The organism is Mesorhizobium sp. M0139, from assembly GCF_040322455.1.
Classification (GTDB): domain Bacteria; phylum Pseudomonadota; class Alphaproteobacteria; order Rhizobiales; family Rhizobiaceae; genus Mesorhizobium.
Genome location: NZ_JAMYTN010000013.1, coordinates 125,409 through 142,867, shown reverse-complemented (window position 1 = coordinate 142,867; position 17,459 = coordinate 125,409). Strand labels below are relative to the sequence as shown.

Here is a 17,459-nt window from a genome sequence, read left to right as displayed (position 1 = left end):
ACAGGAGAAAAGCCGGCGCAGATTGCGCCGGCCCTTTGCATTCTCGCAAGATCCGATGGGACGACTACTCGCTCGCTTCCCGGCCGGATACCTGTTCGACTAGGATCCGAAAGAAGACGTGCGGTGCACTGTCGGCTGTGGGAGGAGTGACGGGCTTGAGTGCACCAGGTTCCCACCAGTCGGTATGCTTGCTCAACAACGACCAGGCATGGTCCCGCTCAAGCTTGTGGCCGATGTGGTCAGGCAGTTCTTCGTACCGGCCATCGGCAACCACGCTTCTCCATCCTCGGCCCTGGCCATGTTCGTCGACCTGGAGGGACACCAGCGGATTGACTCGCATCCATTCGATCTTCTTGCCCGGCATGGAAAACGCATAAAGATGAGCATCCGAATGGGCGTAGTAGAGGGGCACGACATAAGGCTGCCTGTCCTTCGCGCATGCCAGGCGGCCAACGCGATTGGCCGTCAGAATCTTGGTGCATTCCAAGGCAGAAAGTGTTCGGACCAGCATGAGGTGATCTCCTACGTCTCTGGGTTGTTCCGTGGCATTGATTTCGTGGCGACTTTCGAACCGGCTGCGTGTTGCGCACTGACTTGTTGCCTGTCGGTTTGCGACCGGACAGCCTCGCCCATGGCAGCGACGACATCACCGTCCGAGAGCTGAGGAAACCGGATGTAATGGTAGCTCAGGGCACGGAACTGTCCTGGTTGACTTAGGCAAACCACACGGTCCGCTTCGCGTGCCAGTTCAGCGACCGTCTCTTGCGGCGAAACAGGAACTGCCACGATGATTTCCCTCGGTGACCGGCGCTTGATGGCGCGGATCGCGATTTTCATGGTTGTACCCGTCGCGGCCCCGTCATCGACGATGATCGCGGTCTTTCCCGCGATCGAGATCGGTTTGGTCTTCCCTCGATAGGCAGCGCGCCGGCGTTCGAGTTCTGGACGCTCATTTGCAATCAACACGCGTAGCTCGCCTCGATCGAGCGCATAGGCCTCGACGATCTCCCGGTTCAACACGACCTCCCCGGGGTCGCCATCGACGATTGCTGCAACAGCCAGCTCGGGATTACCTGGGGCGCCGACCTTGCAGACGATAAGCAGATCAAGAGGAGCGTTGAGGATCTTTGCCACTTCCACAGCGACAGGCACGCCGCCACGCGGCAAGGCCAGTATGATGGGGTGATGCAATTGAAGCCTGCCGAGCTCCAGGCCGAGCTTCGCTCCAGCGTCTTCGCGGTCGCGAAACATCGGTCAATTCACCGGCCACAGGTTGCGCAGTGACTTCTTCATCGAGTTCCTGACCTGGACGATCTCACCATGCGAAATGTGACGATCGAGGAGCTTGAATACCGCGTTGATGGCGACGTCGAAGTCGATCTCGTCATCGTAGCCAAAACTGTTCCTGACGCTGAGAATAAAGTCGCGCTTCGTGCGTTCACACGCAGGCGCAGATGGCTTCCAGCCTTCGAAGTAGATGCCACGAACCAGAACAGGCAGCTGCGCTGACAGATCAGCCATCTCCGCTTGAGACAACCAGTCGCGCACCGAGTGCAGAACGCATCGCAGGAGGCGGCAGGAGCTCGGTTCGCTCCAGGAGAGATCGCCGGCAAGCTCCCTGACCCATTGCTGGGCCTGCTGGGCAGCGTGCGTGAAGTCAGCGAAGGATGTGTGAGAATTATGGCCCATGATGAAGCTCCTCAGCAATTTGAAGCTCATTGTGAGGCATCGAGACGCTCTCAGCATTGAGCGGGATCAAATAGCTGAAAGCTGGACTGGCTAGGCATCGGTTTCCCGGCCGGCGGCTTCAGCCGCCCGACTTCGGCACAAGCAGCGGCACAATCCGGTCGCTCTTGGCGACAGTGGGCCGTCCGGCGGAGCCGTAGGGAATGCCCAGCGCATCCCATGTCTCGACCAGCGCGTCCTGCAGTCCCGCAATCAGCGCATCGGTATGGAACGGCGTCGGCGTGATGCGCAGCCGCTCGGTGCCGCGCGGCACGGTCGGATAGTTGATCGGCTGGATGTAGATGCCGTGCACGCCGAGCAGACGGTCGCTGGCCATCTTGCAGAGTTCGGGGTCACCGACCAGCACCGGCACGATGTGTGTCGGCGATTCCATCACCGGCAGGCCGGCTGCAGACAGAACCTCCTTGGTCCGCGACGCCTGGCGCTGTTGCGCATCGCGCTCGGCTTGCGACCGCTTGAGGTGGCGGATGGACGTGGTGGCGGCGGCGGCGATGGCCGGCGGCAGCGCCGTGGTGAAGATGAAGCCCGGCGCATAGGAGCGTACCGCGTCGATGACTGCGCTGTTGCCGGCGATATAGCCGCCCAGCGTGCCGAACGCCTTGGCCAGCGTGCCTTCGATGATGTCGATGCGGTCGGCCAGCCCCTCGCGCTCGGTGATGCCGCCGCCGCGCGGTCCGTACATGCCGACGGCATGGACCTCGTCAATATAGGTCATGGCGTTGTAGCGTTCGGCCAGTTCGACGATCTGCTTGATCGGCGCGATGTCGCCATCCATCGAATAGACGCTCTCGAACACGATCAGCTTGGCGCGTTCGCGGCCCGCCACCTGCAGCAGGCTTTCGAGATGCGCGACGTCGTTGTGGCGGAAAATCTTCTTTTCGGCGCCCGAGCGCCGTACGCCTTCGATCATCGAGGCATGGTTCAACTCGTCCGAAATGATCAGGCAATTGGGCAAAAGCCGCGCAATGGTCGAGATCGAGGCCTCGTTGGAGACGAAGCCGGAGGTGAAGACGAGCGCGGCTTCCTTGTCGTGCAGGTCGGCCAGTTCCAGCTCGAGTTCGACCAACGGGTTCGAGGTGCCGGAAATGTTGCGGGTGCCGCCGGCGCCCGAACCCATCTTGCCGGCCGCGTTCTGGAAAGCGGCAATGACATCGGGGTTCTGGCCCATGCCGAGATAGTCGTTGGAGCACCAGACGGTGATTTCCTCGGCGCGGCCGTTTGAACGCCAGATGGCGCGCGGAAACTTGCCGACAATGCGCTCGAGATCGGCGAAAACCCGGTAGCGCCGCTCGGCGTGGAGCTGGTCGATCGCTTCCTCGAAGAACCGCTGATAGTTCATGTCGCCAATCCCTATTGCTGTCGAGCAATCCGTTGGTGCCGCCACACCATGCCCGCCGCCTGGATTTTCATCCGTGGCCCAAGGACAGTGCGGCGGCCCCTTACCAAGTCTTGTCGTCTGCATGATGATCGCTCTGCGCGCCCGCGTTTGCCCGCGGTGTCTTGCGCCCTCAATCAGCGGCTACGCTCAACTTGGGAGGGTTAATGTAGCTGTTCGCCGGAAAGGCCAACCTTGATCCATGTCAACGTCAGGGAGCCAAGACGCCTTATTGCTTAGTTCGAGATGAAGCGGTGCAACGATCCGCTGCGCAGCACTGAACGCGTGACGCCGCCAAAGGTCATTTCACGGACACGGCTGTGGCCATAGCCACCCAGGACAATCAGATCAGCGGCATTCTCCCTACCAATCTGGAGGAGCAGGTCCGCCGGCTCGGAGAAGTGCGCATCCAAAACTTCCGATCTCGCCTTCACCCCGTGGCGTGCCAGGAAGCGCTCGACGTCCGCAACATCGTCCGGAGGCGCGGCGTTTCCCCTGTTTACGGATACGACCACAACATTTCTGGCCTCGACCAGAAAGGGCATTGCGTCCACGACAGCGCGGCGTGCTTCCCGCGTATCGTTCCATGCTATCAGGATGCTTTCAGCTCTGATCGGGGCAGAGGTTTCCGACGCCACAAGTATCGGGCGGCCGGCTGCAAGAATGAGACTTGCCGGATCCAGCATACGATGATGGTCGACGATCAGGTCAACCGCCGGCGAGCCAGTTAGGATCAGGTCGGCGGCACGCGCATTGAGTGCGAGCTGGCGAGTGGGATGTCCTATTTCTCCGCGCCACGAGGCGCGATTGCTGCCGTTGACCGTGCTCAGGAATTCCTCTCTCAAACAGTTGAGGCGGCCCTCTATCTTCTCCGCCTGACACCACAACGCCTTGGTCGCGGCCTGGTCATCGGTGCCGGTTGGCATGACAAAATGCGGCTCCGCTGCACAGAATCCGATCAGATCGGCATTATGTCGTTGAGCAAGATCCCAAGCCATGGAGATGCGTGGCGCAGCGATGGTGTCCACGTCCAGTTGAACCATGATCGTTTTGAAAGTCATCGCGGTAGCCCCTTTGTGTTCAACCGAGCTAGCCACGAAGAACGGGCAGCGACCTTGATGCGTGTCAAACGCGGGAACGATATCGGCAGGCCCGATAGCATCTGTTGATCCGGATCAACGACTTGGCGACGAACAGTGTTAGCGTCGCATGACGAATACTTTTGTTTGCACCAATCACAATGGAGTGCCGATCATGCTGACCCATCCCCGACCGTCGCAATTCGGCATGCAGCAATCGAGGACGCTGCGGCGAAGACAGTCGCGTAAATCGAAGGGCGCAACCATGAGCAGCAATATGGGCAAAGGGCGTTGCTGGCGGCGGTGGTTTCGATCGGTTTGCGCCCCTGCGGTGGTGTTGGTTGGTTCCGTGCTGCCCGCACAGGCCAACAGCCTGACGGAACGCGGTCATACCTTGGTCGAGTTCAATTGTGCCCGCTGCCACTCCATTGGAAAAACCGATAAAAGCACCCATCCCGACGCACCGGCGTTTCGCACCTTGTCGAAGCGCTATCCGATCGCGGATCTCGAGGAAGCCCTCGCCGAGGGAATTTCGACGGGCCATCCAGACATGCCCGAATGGGTTGCGAGCCCTGACCAGATCGAGGCGATAATCGCTTACATCGGCAGCTTGCAGCAACCGTGATCGAGGTCATAGGCGCAGCGACCGACCGAGCCTGACAGATCGCAGCGCGATCGGAGTTTATCCAGGTCGCTCTGTACCATGTAATCGACCTTGCAGTCTCCATCAGAGCAACTCCAGATGGAGCTAGCGCAACATCCGGTCAGCGGCACGGAAGAACGACCGCGCGTGCGCCACGATCTGGGCCTCCGTAGGATGATCCGCGGGTTCAACACCGAGAATGCGGTCCTTCAAGTGCGCATGGTGGTCGCGGATATGCCTGGCCAGCTCATCCTTTGCCGATCCTGGTCCCACGATCAGCCATTCCTTGGCCGGCTGCAGGGCGTTGACCACATCGTGGTAGAAGGCTTCGTTTTCCGGCGCACGCTTGCCGTCGATGCTGCCTGCCTTGTTATGAGTCTGATGATGCGCCAGCGTAGTGGCAAGCCTCACGCTTTCGGCTGACTCACGATTGAAGAAAAACACCTTGGCTTCGCGATGGTCGAGCCAAGCGACGGCATGTTGGGTCTGCATGTCTTAACGTCCTTGAGTTATTGTTGATGAGCGCAATTGTCGCGCTCGAATGCTTCACGCGGATTGGAACTCCAGCGTTGCCAGGATCGAGCCGGGTTTGATAACGGCATTTGCTGCGGCGACAATCGTCGCGCGGCCACCTGCCGGCGCGACAATCTCGTGAAGCGCGTCTTCGACGCGAACTCGGCTATTCGCTCGCTGGCCTTGATTGTGTCGCCGCTGGCAATGAACCAACGCTCCGGTATATGCCCTCGGGCAACATACTGGACGCCCACAGCGCCCCGTCGACCTTGATGTTCTGCATCGCAATTCTCCTTTGAAATGGAACGATAGACTGCTCGACGGAAGCGTCTTTGATCAAGATCAAGGCAGGGTGCCGTCTTGCGGACAAAAGTTCAGCAATCCTCGAAAATGATCCATGTCAAAGCGCGCTGCGCTGTTTTCCTCAAAGCTAAGACGATGTGGAACCCAATCCTAAGCGCACCGTATGGTCGCGACCTCGAACTCGCCGTCTTCGACGAAGAGGGGACGCATGCACTGGTATTTCCGTGCGTAAGGAGTCGAGAAGGCTGGAAGAACACCACCACCGGCGCCCGTGTTGACATCCGGCCGACGCACTGGCGCGAGTGGGAGTCTGAGAAGGTTCAGGCCAGAACTGGCAATCCTTTAGAAGGTTCTCCCTAGGGTCTGGATTCCACGATCAACGCCATGCGCACAAGATGTGATAGACTGCCGGCGCCCATCTTGCTCATGACATTGGCACGATGGATTTCGACTGTACGCGGGCTGATTCCTAGGTCATAGGCGATCGTCTTGTTCGGCAGACCCGACACGAGCCCGTCGAGGACCTGCCGCTCGCGTTCCGACAAGGTCGACAGACGCCCGCGGATATCGGCTGACTGCGGATGCGCCGCATTGAGCTGATTGCGGTTGGCCAGAGCGGAGTGAATCGCTTCGATCAGCATTTCATCGTCGAATGGCTTCTCGATGAAATCGGAAGCGCCTTCCTTCATCGCTTGCACGGCTAGCGCCACATCGGCGTGGCCAGTCATGACGATGACCGGGATTCTATGCCCGCCTGCTCTGAGCTGGCGCAGGAACTCGATGCCGTCTATGCCCGGCATGCGCACATCGGTAACAATGCAGCCGTCGAGACTGCCCGTCGCCGTCGAGAGGAAAGCTGTGGCCGATTCGTGCAGGCGTACAGCGAAGTCTGCCGTGGCCAGCAGAAAACCGAGCGACTTGCGAACGTCGACGTCGTCGTCGACCACGTGTACCACCAGATCACTCTCGGCCATTTGTGACCTCTTCCTTATCTACGATGCGCAAGGTGAAGCGGAAAGCGGTCCCGCCGGCCGGCATTGCCTCGGCCCATATATGACCACCGTGCGATTCCACGATGGTGCGGCAAATGGAAAGGCCGACACCCATGCCTTGCTTCTTTGTGGTGACAAATGGCTGGAACAGTTGAGCCGAGACCTCCGGCGCGAGACCTGGGCCGGTATCGATCACGCTTACCTCTGCCATCCCATCATCCCGAGCAACGGTTGTGACTTTCAATTCGCGGCGCGGTGCATCCTGCATGGCCTCCACCGCGTTGCGCATCAGGTTGAGCAGAACCTGCTGAATCTGGATGCGGTCGGTCAAGACCAGTTCGGCGGCAGGGTCAAGCTTGTAGCTGACGAGGACATTTGTCTCCCTCGCCCCGACCAGGGCCAGCGATGAGGCTTCCTCAATCAGCGCTGGCAATCGTTCGACCTGACGCTCGCTTTCGCCCCTTGCAACAAAATCCCTGAGATGACGGATGACGTCTCCTGCCCGTAGGGCCTGCTCAGCTGCCTTTTCCACGGCATCCCGCAGCATAGGCGCGTTTTCTTCCGTACTCTTCTCGAGCAGCCGACGACTGCCTTTGAGGTAGTTGGTGATGGCGGTAAGCGGCTGGTTGATCTCATGAGCAAGCGTCGAGGCCATTTCGCCGAGTGCGGTAAACCTCGCCATGTGAAGCAACTCCTGCTGCTGCTCCTGGATTCTCGCTTCCGCCCGGTGGCGTTCAGTCAGGTCGCGGCAAAAGCCGGTAAAGAAGCGTCCGGTTCCAGGATTCATTTCGCCGACGGAAAGCTCCATCGGGAAGGTCGAACCATCCTTGCGCATCCCGGTGACGGTGCGCCCGAGCCCGATAATCCGGCGCTCTCCGGTGGTCAGGTAGCGAAGCAGATAGGCATCATGCTCGTCGCGGTAGGGCGGGGGCATCAGCATTTTCACGTTTTGGCCAATGACCTCACCTGACTGATAGCCAAACAATGTTTCGGCGGCTGTGCTGAACGATTGGATCCCGCCTTGCTCATCGATGACGACCATTGCATCCGGCACTGTTGCCAGGATCGATCGTAAATGGTCCTCACGCAGCCGAAGAGCTGCGTTTGCAAAGGAGAGTTCGCTGACATCCGTGCCTTCGATGAAGATCGCGGTGATACGGCCATCGTCGGACTTGATGGGCTGATAGACGAAATCAAGGATGCGCTCTTCGAGCGGCCCGTCGGCCTTGTTGCGAAGGCCGACCTTTACGCCCTGGCCTCTGTATGGCTCGCCGGTCGTGTAGACCTGGTCCAGATGTCCGAAAAACTCATCTCCTTCGAACTCGGCAAAGGCTTCCCGGACTGTCTTTCCAATCACCTGCCTGTTGCCGATCAACCGCTGGTAGGCGGCATTGGTCAGTTCGAAAACGTGACCCGGCTCGCGCATGAGCGCGATGAAGCCCGGAGCCTGATCGAACATCCGCGACAAGAGGGCTTTCAGTGTCGTCCCACCGGGCGACAAACTGAGCGCTTCGTCTTTGATCACCTGAAATTCCTGGGTTCGAGACGGTGCTACCGGGGCTACCTATCACTTCTCATCGCACAGGCAAAACAGATCGCGACGGCGGTTCCGCAAGAGATTCCGTTGGTAGGCGCAATTGGCGGGTCTTTGACGCGCATCAAGGCACCGGACGCTGACGAATGCGATCCATCACGCAATTGCACCGTTTCATCGAAAGGCATCCGCAATGTCCTACAAGTCAATTATCGTAAACCTCGCCATCGATGGGGCTCCTGCGCCCATTGTTCAGGTTGGGATCGAACTTGCCGAACGATTTGGAGCGCATCTGATCGGCCTGGCGGCCGCTGACGTCCCGCCTCTGGTCGCAACAGGCGACGGCATGGTCTACGAGGGCGAGGTCATGCAGATCCAACGAACGGAAATCGAAAAGCGGCTCGCCGAATTACGTGACGTGTTCGAGACGCTTGTCCCAGCTTCGATCACAAGCGAATGGGGGCAAGCGGTCTGCAGTCCAACCCGCCTGCTCAGTGCAAAAGCGGCCGCGACCGATCTCATCGTCACCGGTGGTGGCGATGGAGACAATGTCTTTCGCGCAGTCGACATTGGCAGCCTAGCACTCGGGACCGGGCGGCCAGTTCTGGTCACTGCCGGCAATATGGAGCATATCCGCGCGAAAACCGTGCTGGTTGCCTGGAAGGATACCAGGGAGGCACGGCGGGCGATAGCCGATGCACTGCCGTTTCTGGCCAAGGCGAACGAGGTTGTCGTCGCCACAATTGACAACAGTCGTGACGAGAGCATTCGTAACAGCCTCGACGATGTCGCCGCCTTTCTTGGGCACCATGGCATCAAGGCGCGAACCGAGTTGATCTCCGGCGAGGCTGATGGCGCCCGGCTGGTGACTTTCGCACGCTCGATTCACGCGGACCTGATCGTTTCGGGCGCCTACGGCCACAGCCGCTTGCGGGAATGGGCGTTTGGCGGCGTCACCCGCACGCTGATCGAAGAGAGCCGCATCAGCCGCTTCCTGTCGTATTGATGACAGGCGAAGCTGACCAGCAATCCGTGCCGCCGGACGGCGCCGCTTATTGGTCGATCGAGACTGATGACCTCCTGCGGAGCCTCGAGACGTCGCCATCGGGGCTTGCCGCCTCCGAGGCCGCATCGCGGCTGGCAAAATTCGGTCGAAACACACCGGCGTCGAAGTCGAGCGCGTCGGCCATGGTCATGTTTGCCCGCCAGTTCCGCAGCCCGCTTGTCCTGATCCTCATTTTCGCAGCCAGCGTGTCGGCTTTCGTCGGTGAGGGCCAGGAGGCTGCGATCATCGGTGCGATAGTGCTGGCAAGCTGCATCCTGAGCTTCACCCAGGAATATGGCGCGTCGCGGGCGACCGAGGCCCTGAAACAGCGTATTTCGCGCAAGGCCATTGTGTTGCGTGACGGCGTCGAGTGTTCGATTGCTGCCGAAGACATCGTGCCGGGCGACGTCATCCGGCTTTCAGCAGGAAACCTCATCCCCGCGGACGGTATCATTCTGGACGCGCGCGATTTCAATGTCAGCGAGGCCCTGCTGACCGGTGAAACCTTTCCCGCGGTGAAGACACCGGGGCGGTCGGGGCCAGAGGCTTCGCTTTCCCAGCGCACCAATGCAGTCTTCACGGGCACATCGGTTCGCAGCGGTACCGCGACTGTGCTTGCCGCGGCGACAGGCGCCCGCACCGAATTCGCATCGATCGCCGCGGCCCTGGAGCGAAAGATCCCCGAAACGGGGTTTGCCCGGGGGATAAGACAGTTCGGCTATCTGATGACCGAGATCATGCTGGCGATTGTCATCCTGGTGTTCTTGGCCAACCTGATGCTGCATCGACCGCTGATTGAATCGCTGCTGTTTTCGCTGGCGCTCGCGGTTGGCCTCACGCCGGAACTCCTTCCGGCCATCATCAGTGTGACGCTGGCTCGAGGGGCTCGCGCGATGGCTGCCAATGGCGTCATCGTGCGCCGTCTCGATGCTATCGAAAATCTGGGCAGCATGGACCTTCTATGCACCGACAAGACCGGCACACTGACGGAAGGCGTCATCCATCTCGACGGTTGGCTCGATGTCGACGGCAATGCGTCAGCCGACATCCTGCTGTGGGCACGTCTCAACGCGACCTTGCAGACCGGATTGAAGAACCCGCTGGACGAGGCGATCGCCGGTGCGCCGGGCGAGGGCGCATCATTGGCTGCCTTCACGAAGGTCGATGAGATCCCCTACGATTTCATCCGCAAGCGTCTATCCGTCATTGTGCGGAGCACCGATGACCTTCTGATCACCAAAGGCGCCGTACAAAATGTCCTCGAAATCTGCGCGTTCGTCCACACAGCCAAGGGGTTGGAACCCCTTGATGCAACGCACCGAGCGGCGATCGACGACAAATTCCGGCGCTGGAGCGCGGACGGCTACCGCGTGCTGGGTGTTGCGATCCGACGATTTGAGAACCGGAAAACGTTCAGCAGGAAAGACGAAATCGATCTCGCCTTCGCGGGCTTCCTGCTTTTCCTCGACCCGCCGAAGAAAGGCGTCAAGGAGACACTTGCAGAGCTCGCCCGTCGCGGCATCGCGGTAAAGGTCATTTCGGGCGACAACCGCTACGTTGCCGCGCATCTTGCCCAGGCGGTCGGCCTGCGAGCCGACAGGATCATGACCGGCGAGGAGCTGTCGAAATTGACCAAGAGCGCGCTTTTTGCAGGCGTGCAGCACACCGATCTTTTCGTCGAGATCGATCCCAACCAGAAGGAGCGCATCGTTCAGGGCTTGCGGAGCAGGGGCCATGTCGTTGGTTACCTTGGCGACGGCATCAATGATGCGCCCGCCCTCCATGAGGCTGACATCGGCATCTCGGTCGACACCGCTGTCGATGTCGCGCGCGAGGCCGCCGATATCATCCTCCTCAAGCAGGATTTGGGCGTGCTGGTGCGCGGCGTCGACGATGGCCGCAAGACATTCGCCAACACGATGAAGTATATTTCAATCACCACCAGTGCCAATTTCGGCAATATGATCAGCATGGCTATCGCCTCGCTTTTCCTGCCTTTCCTGCCGCTTCTGGCAACACAGATCCTGCTCAACAATTTCCTTTCCGACGTTCCTTCTCTCGCCATCGCAGGCGACAACGTGGATCCAGACCAGCTGCACCGGCCGCGCCACTGGGACATCCGTTTCGTGCGGCGGTTCATGATCAGCTTTGGCCTGGTCAGTTCGCTGTTCGATTTCGCCACGTTCGCGTTCCTGCTGTTCGTCGCGCACGCCACGGCGGCTGCCTTCCAGACGGGCTGGTTTGTCGAATCGTTGCTGACAGAGCTTGCGATCGTGCTCATTGTGCGCACGCACAGAGCTTTCTGGACCAGCCGTCCGAGCCCATTGCTCGCCTGGCTTACGTTGGCTGTCGGGGTTGTCGCGATCATCATCCCCTATCTGCCGTTTGCTGCCTGGTTCGGCTTCGTGCCTTTGCCGCTGCCCGTGCTTGCCGGGCTTGTCGCAATCACTGCGCTCTATGTCCTGGCCTCGGAGGCGACCAAGCGCTGGTTCTTCGGGCAAGAGAGCCGCCAGTCGCACCGGAGGAGGGCGGGGCAGCTGATCGACGGAGAGCTCAAGCCTCACGTGGCCTATCCGAGATCATAGGCCATGAGGGAAGGCTTCAAGCGATGATGAAAAGAAGCGCGGGCATTCTGCCCTTTCGCAGATCGATCCATGGGCTGCAGGTGCTGCTTGTCCATCCAGGCGGCCCCTTCTGGCAAAGCCGAGATCTTGGCGCCTGGTCCATCGCCAAGGGCGAGTACGGTGAAGGCGAACTGCCGGAAGCGGCAGCGCGGCGCGAATTCCAGGAAGAGACAGGCTGGGAGCCCAAAGGGATCCTGCTCAATCTGGGAGAGTTGCGCCAGCGAAAGAGCAAACTCATTACTGCTTTCGCGCTGGAAGGCGATTTCGACACCGCGACGTTGCGCAGCAACATGTTTGAGATGGAATGGCCACGACGCAGCGGCCGCGTGCAGTCGTTTCCCGAGGTGGATCGCGGTGAATGGCTGGATCTAGATCTGGGCCGGACAAAACTGCTTGCCGGTCAGCGACCCTTTCTCGACCGCCTTGCCGCTTCGGTTTTGCGCCACACAGCCTGTTGATCGAGATCAACGCCACCTGCCGCCAACATGGCAATAATGGCGAGTAGGCAGGAGTGATCAATATGAGCTTTCTCGATTACCTGATTTCGGTCGACGCCAGAACGGCTCTGATGGGTCGCATGATGCGGACGCTCGGCGTCGACAGACACCTGAAGGTCGTGGCAGACCATGCCGCAGTCACCAATCGGGCGGTGAACCGCTGCCGTGCCTGCGGCCATCAGGACGAATGTATGACCTGGCTCGATGAACACGAGCATGCGAGCGAGCCACCGGACTATTGCCACAACCGTGACCTGATTGCCCGGTTGCAACACGTATCTGGCGAGCGATAGCGGCTCCTACACAGGACACGGCCGCTCGACGGACGTCATCGCTCAATTGCAGCACTGCTGTGAATGATGACAAAACTGATGGATTTAACGCCGACCCCGCTGCGTTTGGCGTGGCGGCGCCGGAGTAACCTGGCGTGACCCGCAAGCAGAAGCGACTGTCTGTGATCATCGGAGGGCTGGCCTTCCTCGGCGCGGCCACCGGGTTGACCTTTTATGCGCTCGGCCAGAAAGCCTCCTATTTCTACATGCCAGCCGAGCTGACCACTGCCAGTGTGCAACCCGGCCAGCGCATCAGGCTGGGCGGTTTGGTCGAGAAAGGCAGTATCACCCGCGGGCAGGGCGCAACCGTCGCGTTCTCGGTCACCGACACGCAAAAATCGGTCAAGGTCACCTATATCGGTATCCTTCCTGATCTGTTCCGTGAGGAGCAGGGCGTCATCACCGAGGGCTCCTTCAATCCGGATGGCGTATTCGTCGCAGACAGCGTTCTGGCGAAGCATGACGAGCGCTATATGCCCAAGGATGTGGCCGACGGACTCAAGGCCAAGGGCGTCTGGCAAGAAAGCAACGGTGAGTAGCCTGGTGATTGTAAAAGTCGCCGCTCAGCGCGACACTAATCGGTCGCAGCCAGTGGCTCGGCCGCCAGCCTGGTTTACACCGATCTCGCGGTGCGTCCGCGACGCACGGTTCCCCAGTTCAGGAAACCAGCAGCACGGACATCGGCCCGGCGCAGAAGAGATTGTCCTTCACCATCTTGACGCCGGCGACGTTTTCCGCGGCGACAATGGCCGCCTGGCGCTGGCGTTCGTCGAATATGGCGCCACTCAGTTCGACCGCGCCATTTTCCACGACGACGCGGATCAAATCGGCATTGGCCCATTTCTGTGCCGAGAACTCCGCGACAATATTCTGCCGGATCTCGTTGTCGCTGACGGTGTTTGACGCCGCGCTTGTCGAAACACGCAACAGCGCGCGGAGCAGATCGGAGCGGGCAATCATGCCAACGACCATTCCGTGCTCGACGATCGGGATGCGTTTGACGCGGTGCTTGGTCATCAGTTCGACGATCTGCTCGATCGACGCGATGGGAGGAGCGGTCAGGACGCTGTCGGTCATAACCTCCTCGACCAACCGTCCATTGGCGAGGACATACTCCTGCGCAAGGCTTCCCGGGCCGACCAGAAATTCCAGCCAGCGTGGGCGCTGGCGCTGCGTGCCCAATTCTCTGCGGCGAAGAAAATCACCTTCACTGACGATCCCCACAAGGGCACCGTCGCTGCGAATGACGGGAAGGCCGCTGATCTTGTTGGTGAGCATCAATCCGGCCGCCTCCGCGATCGATGCGGACGGATCTATTGCGATGACCGGCTTGCTCATAATGGCTTCGGCTTGCATGTCGCTCTCCGGAGTTTCCAATTCTCCGACTTCTTAGAAGTTTGCTGAACGAGGCGCCTTGATCTGAATCATTTTGCCATCGAGGCAAATGGTCCAAAGGTTGGCTCGCAAGTAACGGGCGCGTTCCCGTTAGCCAGCGATCGCGGCCTTGGCGACGTTCACGCCAAGCTCGTAGACAAGCAGTCCACCATAGTAGGCCGTCGCAGTGACCAGAATTGCTCCGCAAATTTCGATTAAAGGTATGGCGATCGTCACAGCCCGAAACTCGCGATTCCGCATCCAAAGCGCGAGCCGCACCAGTCCCCAGATCAGGAAGGCAAAGGCAGTGATACCCCCCAGGCTCTCGTGGATTTCCGCGATATCGCTGCTGAAGCCGGCTGCTTCGGCGTGATCGAGGGCAAGACCGCCGAAGAACCAGGTCCCAATGGCGAACACTCCGGCAGCCAGGGCCACGAAGGTTGAGATCGTGCCGGCGCCCGATTTCCTGGTGACGGCGCTACCGCCGGCCAGCGCCACAAGGTCGATAGCCGCAAGCGTGTAGATCAGAACGATAGGAAAATGAACAAGAATGGGGTGGATGTGCTGAATGGGAACCACGAAAACTCTCCAGAAGTTGGTAGGGACTTGGGATAATGGCCAGCCTTGCAGCGAGCCTTGGTCGATGACATTTGTGCGCGTTATGTGCTGTGACGGGTCACGCACTGCGAGCGAGAGATCTAGTCGTTTTCGTCGGCCTCATCGCCCTGCCGGTCATCACACGCATCGTCATCACCCTTGATGGCTTTCGGAGTGGTGGCGTCCTGCATCGGGATGGCCTGCAGGTCGATCGGGCCGGACTGGTCGACGGACGATGGCGCCCCACACGATCCTTCGTCCGATTCAGCGACCGCCGGCAGGGCAAAGATTGTGAGGCCTGCAAGTGCTGCAAGGACAAGCATGGAATTGCGCATGGTCTGGTATCCTTCTCGGCGCGGCCATGATTGGACGCGATAATGCCTTGATATGGACCCTTCGCTTGCTGCGGGCTGAGGATGATTGACAGCAAATTGAAAGCTTGAACGTGCGACATGCCTTGCCGATGAAAAGCCGGTTGAAGCGTTTGGCGGTGCTGGGTCTCGCTGGATTTGTCCTGGCCATGCCTCTCGCTGCTCGCGCCGATGAGGACGATGACGGCGACCATGACCGGGCGCGCGATTTGTACGAGCACGGCGAAATCAAAGGCCTTGCCGATATACTGGACATTGTCCGCGCCAAAGCTCCCGGCGATGTCGTGGCGGTCGATCTCATCCGCAAGGCCAACAAATGGGTCTACCGGTTCCAGGTCGTCGGTGCCGATGGCCGGCGAAGGACCGTCGACGTCGACGCCGGTGCCGGTGTCATCATGCGCGATGGTGAGGGTGACTGATGAAGATCCTCCTGGCCGAGGATGAGCCCCGTATCGCTGCCGATATCGCGACCGCCCTCAAGGCATCCGGAATGGCCGTCGATATCGTAAAGGATGGTGAAGCTGCCTGGTTCGCAGGCGATGTCGAGAATTATGACGCCGCGATTCTGGATCTCGGATTGCCCAAGCTCGATGGTCTTACGGTCTTGAAGCGCTGGCGGGCCAATGAGCGCAGGTTTCCGGTTCTCATCCTGACCGCCAGAGGCATGTGGACCGAACGCGTCGACGGCATCAATTCCGGTGCTGACGATTATCTTCCCAAGCCCTTTGAAATGGAAGAACTGCTTGCTCGGTTGCGGGCGATCCTGCGTCGCTCGGCGGGGCAGGCGGCACCCGTGTTGAGGTCCGGGCCGTTGCTCTTGGATACGCGCCAGATGCGGATATCGCTGCGCGGTATTCCCGTTTCCCTGTCGCCGCTGGAGTACCGGCTCGTGGCGTTTCTGATGCATCATGCAGGACGGGTGGTGGCGCCGACCGAACTGGCTGAGCATCTTTACGATTCAGGCAACGACCGCGATCCGAACGCGATTGAGGTCATTGTAGCGCGATTGCGACGGAAGCTCGGCAGCGATGTCATCGAGACAAGGCGAGGGTTCGGGTATCTGATGCCCGACGATGCCGCCTGATGGGTAACTCGATCCGCTTCCGGCTGTGGTTGGCGGCAACCATCTCGATTCTTGTCGCACTGGGCATCGCCGGCGCCGGCTTGCGCTATCTGTTCGAATTGCACGTCGAGCGGCGCGTGGTGGGCGAACTGACAGTCGACCTCAACGAGTTGATCGGCGCGACCACCTTCACAAGCGATGGCCGCCTTGTCGTGACGCCGGTGCTGACCGATCCCCGGTTTGCCAATCCACTGTCCGGTTACTACTGGCAGGTGGAGGACATCGCCACCGGCAGCCTCGAGCGTTCGCGATCTTTGTGGGACGCCAAGCTGCTCCTGCCTGCCCGGAGCGCAAGTGGTGGGCTGCGAACGGTGGAGGAGTTCATGGGCCCGGGCGGAGAACTCAGTATCGCGGTCGAGCGTACGGTCATCGATGCCGGAGGTCGATCCTTTCGTGCCATCGTGGCGGAGGATCATCGAACCGTTGAGGCGTCTGTAAGCGAATATGTTCGTGATCTCGCTCCGGCTCTCCTGATGCTCGCTGCAGTTCTCATGGCCGCGTTTTTCATCCAGATCACCATTGGCCTTGCACCGCTGGAGACCTTGCGGGCCGCCGTCGGGAGCGTGATTGCGCAGCGATCAGCGCGGCTCGATGTGGTGGCACCAAGCGAGGTGCAGCCGCTCGCTGAAGAAATCAATCGTCTTCTCGATGCGCAGGAGAAGGCTCTGGCGCGAGCCCGCTCGCGCGCCACCGATCTTGCGCATGGCCTCAAGACGCCGTTGCAAGTTCTGTCGGCAGACATCCGTGCCTTGCGCAAGAAAGGCGAGACGGATCTGGCCGACGAGATCGAGAAGAGCGCTGCAGCGATCCGGCGCCATGTCGAGCGGGAGCTCGCGCGTGCCCGCCTCGCGCCCGGGGTCTCAGGCAAGGCCTCATGCCGCGTATCGGAGGTCGCGGCTGGCGTCATCGCAGTCGTCAGACGTACGCCGAGTGGCAAGCTGCTTACCTTCAGGATGGACATCGCAGAGGACCTGACAGCACCGATCGACGAGGGTGATCTGTCCGAGATCCTCGGCAATCTGGTCGAGAACGCCGCACGCTACGCAAAGTCGTCGATCCGTGTCGACGCATCCACCACCTCGGGCGAGGTGATCGTCGCTGTCGCCGATGATGGCCCAGGTATACCGGATGCCGATCGCGAATCCGCCTTGTCGCGTGGCGTCCAGCTCGACAGCAAGGGCGGCAGCAGCGGCTTAGGCCTGGCCATCGTTTCCGACATCGTCGAAGCTTATGGCGGACGCCTTGCCATGGCCAACGCCGATCCGGGACTGGTCGTGACCATTTCCTTGCCGCGACACAGTTGAGCCTGCT

The 17,459-nt window shown here is 60.2% G+C and carries 20 protein-coding genes; 9 read left to right on the top strand and 11 right to left on the bottom strand.

Annotated features, from left to right (window positions below; all coding sequences use genetic code 11):
- Positions 1–64: 64 nt before the first annotated feature.
- The 5 genes from NKJ58_RS22790 to NKJ58_RS22770 form a co-directional block, all read right to left on the bottom strand.
- Positions 65–511, bottom strand: a complete 447-nt coding sequence (locus NKJ58_RS22790) for a pyridoxamine 5'-phosphate oxidase family protein (RefSeq protein WP_023829806.1) — start codon at positions 509–511, stop codon at positions 65–67.
- Positions 512–522: 11 nt separating this feature from the next.
- Positions 523–1,251: a phosphoribosyltransferase gene (locus NKJ58_RS22785; protein WP_352519945.1), complete on the bottom strand. Its 729-nt coding sequence runs from the start codon at positions 1,249–1,251 to the stop codon at positions 523–525.
- A 3-nt stretch (positions 1,252–1,254) separates the two neighbouring features.
- Positions 1,255–1,707 carry a DUF2267 domain-containing protein gene (locus NKJ58_RS22780; RefSeq protein ID WP_352758217.1) on the bottom strand — a complete coding sequence of 151 codons (453 nt, stop codon included), beginning with the start codon at positions 1,705–1,707 and terminating at the stop codon, positions 1,255–1,257.
- A 100-nt stretch (positions 1,708–1,807) separates the two neighbouring features.
- Positions 1,808–3,085, bottom strand: coding sequence for a 5-aminolevulinate synthase (gene hemA, locus NKJ58_RS22775; protein ID WP_023711399.1), 1,278 nt, complete (start codon positions 3,083–3,085; stop codon positions 1,808–1,810).
- A 272-nt stretch (positions 3,086–3,357) separates the two neighbouring features.
- The gene (locus tag NKJ58_RS22770) at positions 3,358–4,182 is read right to left on the bottom strand and encodes a universal stress protein (RefSeq protein ID WP_352853858.1); all 825 of its coding nucleotides are present in this window, start codon (positions 4,180–4,182) and stop codon (positions 3,358–3,360) included.
- Between the two features lie 295 nt (positions 4,183–4,477).
- Between NKJ58_RS22770 and NKJ58_RS22765 the strand changes: the two genes are divergently transcribed.
- Positions 4,478–4,825 (top strand): c-type cytochrome, encoded by a 348-nt coding sequence (locus NKJ58_RS22765; RefSeq protein WP_031203596.1) that lies wholly within the window; start codon positions 4,478–4,480, stop codon positions 4,823–4,825.
- A gap of 123 nt (positions 4,826–4,948) precedes the next feature.
- Here NKJ58_RS22765 and NKJ58_RS22760 read toward each other — a convergent pair whose 3' ends face one another.
- The 3 genes from NKJ58_RS22760 to NKJ58_RS22750 form a co-directional block, all read right to left on the bottom strand.
- Positions 4,949–5,335, bottom strand: a complete 387-nt coding sequence (locus tag NKJ58_RS22760; protein ID WP_023830175.1) for a hypothetical protein — start codon at positions 5,333–5,335, stop codon at positions 4,949–4,951.
- Between the two features lie 680 nt (positions 5,336–6,015).
- Complete coding sequence (fixJ, locus tag NKJ58_RS22755; protein ID WP_023830176.1) at positions 6,016–6,633, bottom strand: response regulator FixJ; 618 nt, start codon at positions 6,631–6,633, stop codon at positions 6,016–6,018.
- Complete coding sequence (locus NKJ58_RS22750) at positions 6,620–8,176, bottom strand: PAS domain S-box protein (protein ID WP_023830177.1); 1,557 nt, start codon at positions 8,174–8,176, stop codon at positions 6,620–6,622. The genes fixJ and NKJ58_RS22750 overlap by 14 nt, the downstream gene beginning before the upstream one ends.
- Before the next feature lie 202 nt (positions 8,177–8,378).
- Here NKJ58_RS22750 and NKJ58_RS22745 point away from each other — a divergent pair, with 202 nt between their 5' ends.
- From NKJ58_RS22745 to ccmE, 5 genes are all read left to right on the top strand, one after another.
- Positions 8,379–9,191 carry a universal stress protein gene (locus tag NKJ58_RS22745; protein ID WP_023830178.1) on the top strand — a complete coding sequence of 271 codons (813 nt, stop codon included), beginning with the start codon at positions 8,379–8,381 and terminating at the stop codon, positions 9,189–9,191.
- Entirely contained in the window at positions 9,191–11,815 is a 2,625-nt protein-coding gene (gene mgtA / locus NKJ58_RS22740) for a magnesium-translocating P-type ATPase (RefSeq protein WP_352853855.1), read from the top strand. Before NKJ58_RS22745 ends, mgtA begins: the two co-directional genes overlap by 1 nt.
- A gap of 23 nt (positions 11,816–11,838) precedes the next feature.
- On the top strand, positions 11,839–12,312 hold the full coding sequence (locus tag NKJ58_RS22735; RefSeq protein WP_023830180.1) for an NUDIX hydrolase: 474 nt from the start codon (positions 11,839–11,841) through the stop codon (positions 12,310–12,312).
- A 62-nt stretch (positions 12,313–12,374) separates the two neighbouring features.
- On the top strand, positions 12,375–12,644 hold the full coding sequence (locus tag NKJ58_RS22730; protein WP_023830181.1) for a DUF6455 family protein: 270 nt from the start codon (positions 12,375–12,377) through the stop codon (positions 12,642–12,644).
- A 134-nt stretch (positions 12,645–12,778) separates the two neighbouring features.
- Complete coding sequence (gene ccmE / locus NKJ58_RS22725; RefSeq protein ID WP_023830182.1) at positions 12,779–13,222, top strand: cytochrome c maturation protein CcmE; 444 nt, start codon at positions 12,779–12,781, stop codon at positions 13,220–13,222.
- Positions 13,223–13,340: 118 nt separating this feature from the next.
- Here ccmE and NKJ58_RS22720 read toward each other — a convergent pair whose 3' ends face one another.
- The 3 genes from NKJ58_RS22720 to NKJ58_RS22710 all read right to left on the bottom strand — a co-directional run bounded on the left by NKJ58_RS22720 (position 13,341) and on the right by NKJ58_RS22710 (position 14,989).
- Positions 13,341–14,039 (bottom strand): CBS domain-containing protein, encoded by a 699-nt coding sequence (locus NKJ58_RS22720; protein ID WP_023830183.1) that lies wholly within the window; start codon positions 14,037–14,039, stop codon positions 13,341–13,343.
- A gap of 129 nt (positions 14,040–14,168) precedes the next feature.
- The gene (locus NKJ58_RS22715) at positions 14,169–14,636 is read right to left on the bottom strand and encodes a DUF2231 domain-containing protein (RefSeq protein ID WP_023830184.1); all 468 of its coding nucleotides are present in this window, start codon (positions 14,634–14,636) and stop codon (positions 14,169–14,171) included.
- A gap of 119 nt (positions 14,637–14,755) precedes the next feature.
- Complete coding sequence (locus NKJ58_RS22710) at positions 14,756–14,989, bottom strand: hypothetical protein (protein WP_023830185.1); 234 nt, start codon at positions 14,987–14,989, stop codon at positions 14,756–14,758.
- 185 nt (positions 14,990–15,174) lie between these two features.
- Here NKJ58_RS22710 and NKJ58_RS22705 point away from each other — a divergent pair, with 185 nt between their 5' ends.
- From NKJ58_RS22705 to NKJ58_RS22695, 3 genes are read left to right on the top strand one after another with little or no spacing between them, the layout of a single operon-like run.
- Positions 15,175–15,444: a PepSY domain-containing protein gene (locus NKJ58_RS22705; protein ID WP_245270427.1), complete on the top strand. Its 270-nt coding sequence runs from the start codon at positions 15,175–15,177 to the stop codon at positions 15,442–15,444.
- The gene (locus tag NKJ58_RS22700) at positions 15,444–16,109 is read left to right on the top strand and encodes a response regulator transcription factor (protein ID WP_023830187.1); all 666 of its coding nucleotides are present in this window, start codon (positions 15,444–15,446) and stop codon (positions 16,107–16,109) included. The genes NKJ58_RS22705 and NKJ58_RS22700 overlap by 1 nt, the downstream gene beginning before the upstream one ends.
- 29 nt (positions 16,110–16,138) lie before the next feature.
- Positions 16,139–17,452 carry a sensor histidine kinase gene (locus NKJ58_RS22695; RefSeq protein WP_352853851.1) on the top strand — a complete coding sequence of 438 codons (1,314 nt, stop codon included), beginning with the start codon at positions 16,139–16,141 and terminating at the stop codon, positions 17,450–17,452.
- Positions 17,453–17,459: the final 7 nt, after the last annotated feature.

Excerpts from the sequence above, each read along its gene's own strand:
- NKJ58_RS22730 (WP_023830181.1), top strand. The coding sequence starts at position 12,375 with ATGAGCTTTCTCGATTACCTGATTTCGGTCGACGCCAGAACGGCTCTG.
- hemA (WP_023711399.1), bottom strand. The coding sequence starts at position 3,085 with ATGAACTATCAGCGGTTCTTCGAGGAAGCGATCGACCAGCTCCACGCC.
- NKJ58_RS22745 (WP_023830178.1), top strand. The coding sequence starts at position 8,379 with ATGTCCTACAAGTCAATTATCGTAAACCTCGCCATCGATGGGGCTCCT.
- NKJ58_RS22765 (WP_031203596.1), top strand. The coding sequence starts at position 4,478 with ATGGGCAAAGGGCGTTGCTGGCGGCGGTGGTTTCGATCGGTTTGCGCC.
- NKJ58_RS22700 (WP_023830187.1), top strand. The coding sequence starts at position 15,444 with ATGAAGATCCTCCTGGCCGAGGATGAGCCCCGTATCGCTGCCGATATC.
- NKJ58_RS22770 (WP_352853858.1), bottom strand. The coding sequence starts at position 4,182 with ATGACTTTCAAAACGATCATGGTTCAACTGGACGTGGACACCATCGCT.
- mgtA (WP_352853855.1), top strand. The coding sequence starts at position 9,191 with ATGACAGGCGAAGCTGACCAGCAATCCGTGCCGCCGGACGGCGCCGCT.
- NKJ58_RS22705 (WP_245270427.1), top strand. The coding sequence starts at position 15,175 with ATGCCTCTCGCTGCTCGCGCCGATGAGGACGATGACGGCGACCATGAC.
- NKJ58_RS22760 (WP_023830175.1), bottom strand. The coding sequence starts at position 5,335 with ATGCAGACCCAACATGCCGTCGCTTGGCTCGACCATCGCGAAGCCAAG.
- NKJ58_RS22720 (WP_023830183.1), bottom strand. The coding sequence starts at position 14,039 with ATGCAAGCCGAAGCCATTATGAGCAAGCCGGTCATCGCAATAGATCCG.
- NKJ58_RS22785 (WP_352519945.1), bottom strand. The coding sequence starts at position 1,251 with ATGTTTCGCGACCGCGAAGACGCTGGAGCGAAGCTCGGCCTGGAGCTC.
- NKJ58_RS22735 (WP_023830180.1), top strand. The coding sequence starts at position 11,839 with ATGATGAAAAGAAGCGCGGGCATTCTGCCCTTTCGCAGATCGATCCAT.
- fixJ (WP_023830176.1), bottom strand. The coding sequence starts at position 6,633 with ATGGCCGAGAGTGATCTGGTGGTACACGTGGTCGACGACGACGTCGAC.
- NKJ58_RS22790 (WP_023829806.1), bottom strand. The coding sequence starts at position 511 with ATGCTGGTCCGAACACTTTCTGCCTTGGAATGCACCAAGATTCTGACG.
- NKJ58_RS22710 (WP_023830185.1), bottom strand. The coding sequence starts at position 14,989 with ATGCGCAATTCCATGCTTGTCCTTGCAGCACTTGCAGGCCTCACAATC.